Origin of the sequence: Halalkalibacter alkaliphilus, assembly GCF_023555415.1 — a bacterium.
In the GTDB taxonomy this organism is placed as follows: domain Bacteria; phylum Bacillota; class Bacilli; order Bacillales; family Bacillaceae_D; genus Halalkalibacter; species Halalkalibacter alkaliphilus.
Genome location: NZ_JAKRYL010000027.1, coordinates 49146 through 55636, shown reverse-complemented (window position 1 = coordinate 55636; position 6491 = coordinate 49146). Strand labels below are relative to the sequence as shown.

Annotated in this window: 7 protein-coding genes; 4 read left to right on the top strand and 3 right to left on the bottom strand. The window is 37.9% G+C overall.

Annotation, left to right across the window (positions count from 1 at the left end; genetic code table 11):
- Positions 1–128: 128 nt before the first annotated feature.
- Positions 129–674 (top strand): peroxiredoxin, encoded by a 546-nt coding sequence (locus tag MF646_RS19775; RefSeq protein ID WP_250098221.1) that lies wholly within the window; start codon positions 129–131, stop codon positions 672–674.
- Between the two features lie 463 nt (positions 675–1137).
- Entirely contained in the window at positions 1138–1590 is a 453-nt protein-coding gene (locus tag MF646_RS19770; RefSeq protein WP_250098220.1) for a TlpA family protein disulfide reductase, read from the top strand.
- Positions 1591–2394: 804 nt separating this feature from the next.
- On the opposite strand, the gene MF646_RS19765 is transcribed toward MF646_RS19770, so the two are convergent.
- Positions 2395–2601: a zinc ribbon domain-containing protein gene (locus MF646_RS19765; protein ID WP_250098219.1), complete on the bottom strand. Its 207-nt coding sequence runs from the start codon at positions 2599–2601 to the stop codon at positions 2395–2397.
- An 81-nt stretch (positions 2602–2682) separates the two neighbouring features.
- Between MF646_RS19765 and MF646_RS19760 the strand changes: the two genes are divergently transcribed.
- Positions 2683–3000, top strand: a complete 318-nt coding sequence (locus MF646_RS19760) for a gamma-glutamyltransferase (protein WP_338035518.1) — start codon at positions 2683–2685, stop codon at positions 2998–3000.
- A gap of 21 nt (positions 3001–3021) precedes the next feature.
- On the opposite strand, the gene MF646_RS19755 is transcribed toward MF646_RS19760, so the two are convergent.
- On the bottom strand, positions 3022–3471 hold the full coding sequence (locus tag MF646_RS19755; protein ID WP_250098218.1) for an Lrp/AsnC family transcriptional regulator: 450 nt from the start codon (positions 3469–3471) through the stop codon (positions 3022–3024).
- Positions 3472–3625: 154 nt separating this feature from the next.
- Between MF646_RS19755 and MF646_RS19750 the strand changes: the two genes are divergently transcribed.
- Entirely contained in the window at positions 3626–5401 is a 1776-nt protein-coding gene (locus MF646_RS19750; RefSeq protein ID WP_250098217.1) for a M3 family oligoendopeptidase, read from the top strand.
- Positions 5402–5451: 50 nt separating this feature from the next.
- Here the strand turns inward: MF646_RS19750 and MF646_RS19745 are convergent, their stop codons facing one another.
- Positions 5452–6486, bottom strand: coding sequence for a cytochrome d ubiquinol oxidase subunit II (locus MF646_RS19745; RefSeq protein ID WP_250098216.1), 1035 nt, complete (start codon positions 6484–6486; stop codon positions 5452–5454).
- Positions 6487–6491 lie beyond the last annotated feature (5 nt).

The window sequence follows — 6491 nt, the reverse complement described above, 5'->3', positions numbered from 1 at the left end:
TGTTCGTGTTGTTAATGATTATTCTTTCTTTAAAATTATTATCGTTTATTGTTGACATAGTAAGATAGTTTGGATACAATGATAAACGTAATTAGTTGATAATTATTATAAAAAAGGAGTTGTTATAGATGACAGACAGAAGAATGGTGGCTAAACAAGCACCTCGATTTGAAATGAATGCAGTAATGCCTAATAAAGAATTTTCAAAGGTAAGTTTAGAAGAAAACATGAAAAATGATAAATGGACAGTTCTTTTCTTTTATCCAATGGATTTCACATTTGTATGTCCGACTGAAATTACTTCCTTAAGTGATCGTTTTGATGAGTTTGAGGATTTAGATGCGGAAGTTATTGGTGTCTCAACAGACACAATTCATACACATAAGGCGTGGATTAATACTGCAAGAGATGAGAATGGACTTGGAGAGTTAGCTTATCCATTAGCTGCAGATACAAATCATGTTGTATCTCGTGAGTATGGTGTATTAGTTGAAGAGGAAGGAGTAGCTCTTCGTGGCTTATTTATCATTAGTCCAGCAGGTGAATTGATGTACTCCGTTGTTAACCATAACAACATTGGTCGCGATGTAGATGAGACATTAAGAGTTCTACAAGCGTTGCAAACGGGTGGTCTTTGCCCAGCTAACTGGAAGCCAGGACAAAAAACACTATAGATCGTATACATAAAGGTGTGTTTTTACCTTTATGTATACGATCTAAGCGATGAGCGGAGCCGCCGTAATGTTTTAAGCCTTTTAGAAGTGGGTTTCTTCTAAAAGGCGCACGGCGAGTGAAGCCATCGCAACATGTTCGCACTATTTAGGTGAGAGTAATTTCCTCATTATGTAAAACTTGGAGCATAAACGGATCCGCCGTAATGCTTTAAGCCTTTTAGAAGTGGGTTTCTTCTAAAAAGCGCACGGCGAGTGAAGCCATCGCAATATGTTCGCACTATTTAGGTGAGAGTAATTTCCTCATTATGTAAAACTTGGAGCATGAGCGGAGCCGCCGTAATGTTTTAAGCCTTTTAGAAGTGGGTTTCTTCTAAAAGGCGCACGGAGAGTGGAGCCATCGCAACATGTGAATGATAATTAATAGATTTGATATATAAAATAGAGATGAATTGGAGTGGAATTTATGAAACTACGTGAAGAAATGCCAGAATTAACAGGTGCTACAGCATGGTTAAATGGAGAGGTGACAAAAGACGAATTGCTTGAGAGTGGGAAAGCAACACTGATTCATTTCTGGTCTGTAAGTTGTGGTTTGTGTAAAGAAGCTATGCCAGAAATCAACGAATTTCGTGATGAATACGAGGATGAGCTTAATGTAATCGCAGTACATATGCCTCGTTCTGAAAAGGATTTGGATATGTCTGTAATAGAAGCTATGGCGCAAGGACATGATATCATTCAACCAACATTTGTTGACAGTGAACATAAGCTAACCGATGCTTTTGAAAACAAATACGTACCTGCATATTATGTATTTGATGCTGAAGGCAAGCTTAGACATTTCCAAGCTGGGGGAAGTGGAATGGATATGTTACGTAAGCGCGTCAACCGCGTCCTAGGTCAAGAAGCGAAATAAGGAAGGCGCTGAGAAATAAGTAGTTCCGTTTCCGTGGAGAAACACTGCAAATAGCATTCGAATTCGCATACCTTATATTGTTGATATATCAACGTTTTATAGAAATGTGACTCATAATAACATAGAAAATAGCACCCCGAATGACATCTTGACAATGGCTGTTGTCATCGTGTAAAAGAGGGAGCTATTTTACTTGTTATTTTGTGATTTAATCTGTTTCGAGTAAAAATTAAGGATTTATATGTTTATGTGTGAAAGTTCAATTCTCCAACTAACGATGGAGGATTGTTCCAATATTAAAATAGGGAAAATCAACTTAAATATGAGGTATGAAGAGAGCCAATAAGCGGAAATTTTTCTGTTAGACTGCAGACTAGAGACGGTATTTAAACAATTTTCAGTGCTATTTCCTAATTAAGGGGAATTTCTCCGCTTATTTATCAAATTCGCTTTAGCGTCAGCGTTAAATGAACTTTTAGAATCGGGAGCTTTAAATTTATAAGTACATTACATTAAAGAAAAAAAGCTTGAGGGTTTTAAATTCTCTCAAGCTTTTTGATGCTGTTTGTATTGTTATTTGCCTAGTTATTTATGTTACGAAATCGTATGTTATTTGGGTTGCGATTTTAGATTTTCTCCACGTTATAGGTACTACTTAGCTGAAAAAGGGTGCTTTTTCCTTTTTCATTGACTTCTATGCAATGAGCGGAACCGTTGCAATTTTTTTAAGCCTTCAGTGAGTAGTTTTTAAATAGGAGTCTTGCCTTGTGTGGAGTTATTGCTATTTTTAAGCTTCTTTTTGGTTTACCCTCCAAAGAAAAAGTCAATCACATTGGATGCTGTTGATGTCTGACTGTTATAAAATTCAGAGTATCCACAATTTGTACAATACACTACCCGAAACTTATTATGTTGAATATCAAACATTTTCGAAAGTCCTGTTCCTGTTGTGGCAATTTCTTTCGTTTTCGCTTCTGTATGGCCACACTTAATACATCCTCTTTTCCCCATAGGAATTACCTCCTTCAGTTATCATATTAATAATACGTAATGTTTCGATTTGTCGTTTCACTTACTTGAACGAAAAGTGAAATAATTCAAGTAGCTATAAATACGATTGACTTTTGTTTAAATCCACAAGCAGCACTAGATGCCACGCGCTGGATGTGGTCTGAAGGAAAAAAGATTTACATCCAATGCCATTTAGCTCCGCATATAGCTGAAGAGCTTGCAAGAAGAGGGCATGACATAAAAATGGAATTAGTAGGAGGTCAGTTTGGTAGAGGGAAAATGAGACCCAAAAAGTGGAGTGTTAATGGGTGGCACAGAATCAAGAACTGGCGGACATATAGCAGTTTGGTGAGCGAGCTCTTAGTTGAAAATTCAAGGTGGTCCAAGTGCCCACCTTGAATTTTTTTGCGTTAATGAAAACTATAGCTTCATGCCACTCCGACTTTTAAATCGTCTTAACAAAATATGACTCTCCACTCTTGAAATTCCCTTAAGTGCATAGAGTTCTTCATTGATAAAGTGCTCAAGTTGATCAAAATCTTCTACGAGAACGTGCATATGTAATGTGCTTGGGCCTGTCATTTGGTAGCAGCTAGCTACTTTTGGATTTTCTGCTAAAGTTTCGGCGACAGAAACAAGCGATGTAGGTTCACAGTCGACTTCAAAAAAGGCAGAGACCTTCTTTCCAACTTTATCAGAATTAATCACAACACTAAACTTTTCTATCACTTCTTCCTCCATTAATTGATTTATTCGTTCACGGATGGCTACTCGAGATAGTCCAAGTTCTTTAGCGATGTCTACATAAGACATACGGCCATTTACTGTTAAAAGTTCTAAAATTCGTTTATCAGTCGTGTCTAATTTCATATCTTCAACACCTTTATCAATTGATCTTACTTCTATTATAGATCAAAACAACTGGTTGAAAAAACATTATAGCTAAACAATAACACATGGAATTTTATTAATTTTCTGATAAACTGTTATTACGGAAATCGAAATATTGGAGGGGGATGGAGCAATGAGATATCCAGAGGTATGGGATTTGGATTCAATTTTTAAAGGTGGGAGCAAGTCTGAGGAGTTTATACAGTTTGTAAGAGAAACGGATCATTTGCTAGCGGATTTAGCTGAATCAATAGGTGATGAGGTAACATTAGATCAACTTGAAAATGCTATACATAATATTCAGTTGCAAATGCAAAGAACTAGGCAAGCTAGTGCATTTGTTAGTTGTTTAACAGCTCAAGATGTCAAAGATAAGGAAGCGACACTTTGGCTAGGAAAGATGACCGAACAAGCAACGAAGTTACAAAACATTTGGGGGATGATTGAAGACTTTTTAGGAGGACTTTCTGTAGAACAATGGAGTGATTTCATTTCACGACCTTCACTATCAGGGGTTACGTTTAATCTTGAAGAACGCCGCATGCAAGTGAAAGAAAAGTTATTGCCGAATGAAGAAAAGCTTGCTGCACAGCTTGCTATGGACGGATACCATGCTTGGGGGAATGTGTATAACGCTGCGGTTGGAAGGATGCAAATTCCTTTTGAAGAGGATGGAAAAGAGAAGTTGCTTTCAGCAGGACAACTACAAAATCGTCTAAATAGTTCCGATCGTTTAGTACGTGAATGCGCTGCAGAAGCTTCAGAGAAAGCATGGCAAAAAGAAGCTGATTTATTTGCGTCAACGTTAAACCATTTAGCCGGTTTCCGTTTAAATTTATACGGAGCGCGCGGCTGGGACAACGTGTTGAAAGAACCACTTGCTATAAATCGTATGAAAGAAGAAACGCTTGATGCGATGTGGTCAACAATTACCGAAAACAAACCGAAATTTTATAGATTTATAGAACGAAAGGCACAGTTGCTAGGTGTTAACAAATTAGCTCTGCACGATGTTCATGCCCCTCTTTCAGTAGAAGGGGATACGACGATTTCATATGAAGAAGCATGTGATTTAATTATTAGACACTTCAAACCATTTAGTCCAAAGCTTGCTTCATTTACAGAAGGTGCCCTTCGCGATGGCTGGATCGAAGCAGAGGACCGTGCAGGAAAACGTCCAGGTGGTTTTTGTACATCATTTCCACTATCAAAACAATCACGTATTTTCATGACGTATGATGGAACAATGGCAAATGTAGCAACACTTGCCCATGAGTTAGGTCACGCCTACCACAGTCACTGCTTAAAAGACATGGATCCTCTTGCGCAACGATATGCGATGAATGTTGCAGAAACAGCATCAACATTTGCCGAAACGATTATTGCTGATGCGTTAGTGAAAGAGGCACAGACGGAAGATGTGAAGTTATCATTACTCGAAAATAAGATCTCACGTTCGCTTGCTTTCTTTATGAATATTCATGCTAGATTTTTATTTGAAACAAGATTCTACGAAGCTCGTAAGGAAAAGTTATTATCAGTTGAAGAGTTGAATTCATTAATGGAAGAGGCGCAGAAAGAGGCATATGGGAATCAATTAGCTACGTATTCTCCAACGTTCTGGGCATCAAAGCTTCATTTCCATATTACTGGCGTGCCATTTTATAATTTCCCTTACACATTTGGCTTTTTATTTAGCTTGGGCATTTATAAAAAAGCTCTTGAAGCTGAGAGGTCTTTTGAGGATGACTATATTGCCTTGCTTAAGGATACTGCTAGTATGACAGTGGAAGATTTAGCAAAGAAGCATCTTGGTGTCGATCTAACGAGTGCAGAGTTTTGGCAAGAGGCTATTGATTTAATTTTAGTCGATGTAGATGAATTTATGGAATTAACGAAAGATAAATAATAAAATGGCTGTGTCAAAGGTCAAAGAACGGACCTTTGACACAGCCGCTTTTAATGTGTTGTATCCTGCTTTAAATACCTCTTATCCTTCATAAATAGACGCCAGAACCAAATGAATACTGGAACTAATATGGCCATTCCAACACCATAGCCAATTAAGAGTAAGCGAAACATAACTTCATTTGTGAAGGCATCATAAATGGTAACGTCAGGATATAAGAAATAGGGCATATGAGCTGAGCCATAAGCAAAGCTAGCCAGACCAAACTGTAGAGCAATCAAAAGCACAGCTACCCTTGGTCTACCTATCTTAAACTTTTTTGTAGGCCACCAAAGAGCGCTATATCCAATAGAAAATGCTAATAGAGATAATGTAAACAATAGCCATTCATTCGCCATATTTTCAAACATCCAAAAAGCTTCGGGGATGAGTGTTAAAATGGCACCTACAGCAAAAGAAAGAGTGATCGGTCCAAGAATAATCGCATTACGTCTATAGACGTGATACGTTTCTTCTGAACCTGCCTCTTTTGCATAGTCACTTAATAGCAAAGCTGATAAAAATAGCTCTGTACTTAGTCCAAATCCAAGGTGAGTGTAAAATGTAGGGCTTGTAAATAACTGATCGATAAGCACGTACTGTCTGTCGCCTACCACCTCGATAAATCCTCCTATTGCAGCTGGCAAAATACTAATGAGTAAGGCTGGTATGAGTAATCCAGTAACCCCAGATATAATCACAAGCATATTTGTATATTTCTGAACCGAATAAGAGTAAACCATAAAGGCACTGCGGATCGTGAGAAGAAATAGTACCAAACAAAAAGGGACAATCATTAATGTTCCTAATGTAGCAGCAGCACCAGGGAAAAAGCTTACTAAGGCGACAACTAGTAATACAAGGAATACATTTGTCACTTCCCAAGAGGGTGATAGATAACGATTAGCAATGGAAGCGGCTTTTGTGTCTGTTCTTTTCCTATAATACATTGCCCAAAAGCCGGCTCCAAAATCGATTGAACCAGCAATGGCATAAATGAAAAGGAATGCCCATAAAATGATGATCGCAATATAAACATCCTGCATAATAA